At 37.7% G+C, this 432-nt stretch carries 1 rRNA gene; it reads right to left on the reverse strand.

The window, feature by feature from the left end:
* Positions 1-353 precede the first annotated feature (353 nt).
* Positions 354-432 (reverse strand): 5S ribosomal RNA (gene rrf / locus AB671_RS21625); the annotation flags it as partial.

The following is a 432-nucleotide window of genomic DNA, read 5'->3' on the forward strand; positions in this document are numbered from 1 at the left end:
TACAACTTAGAGGCGTACGAGATAAGTCTTTTTTTCTATTCAGATTATCCAAACTTTTTGCTTAGTCCCCAACTTTTGAGACTGATCCGTAAAAATCAAAGAGGTTCAAAAAAAACTCTAAAATAGGTTCTTCTTTATATTATGGGTTGAACTTTACTCTTTTTAATTTTATCTTTTATCTTTTTACTTATGAACCCCTTCCCTAGCCCGGATTGAACGGTAGGTTTGAGCCCTTTTTGCATAAGCTCCGCAGGAGTGACACACCTATCAATTATCACTCATCATTGATTCATTCTCTAAGTTTTGAGCAAAAAAAAAGTCTCATACAAATTCATGTATGAGACTTTAAAAAAAACTGGCGGCGACCTACTCTCCCGCTTTCGCAGTACCATCGGCGCTGGTGGGCTTAACTTCTGTGTTCGGAATGGGAAC

The organism is Chryseobacterium sp. BGARF1, from assembly GCF_001677955.1.
Classification (GTDB): domain Bacteria; phylum Bacteroidota; class Bacteroidia; order Flavobacteriales; family Weeksellaceae; genus Chryseobacterium.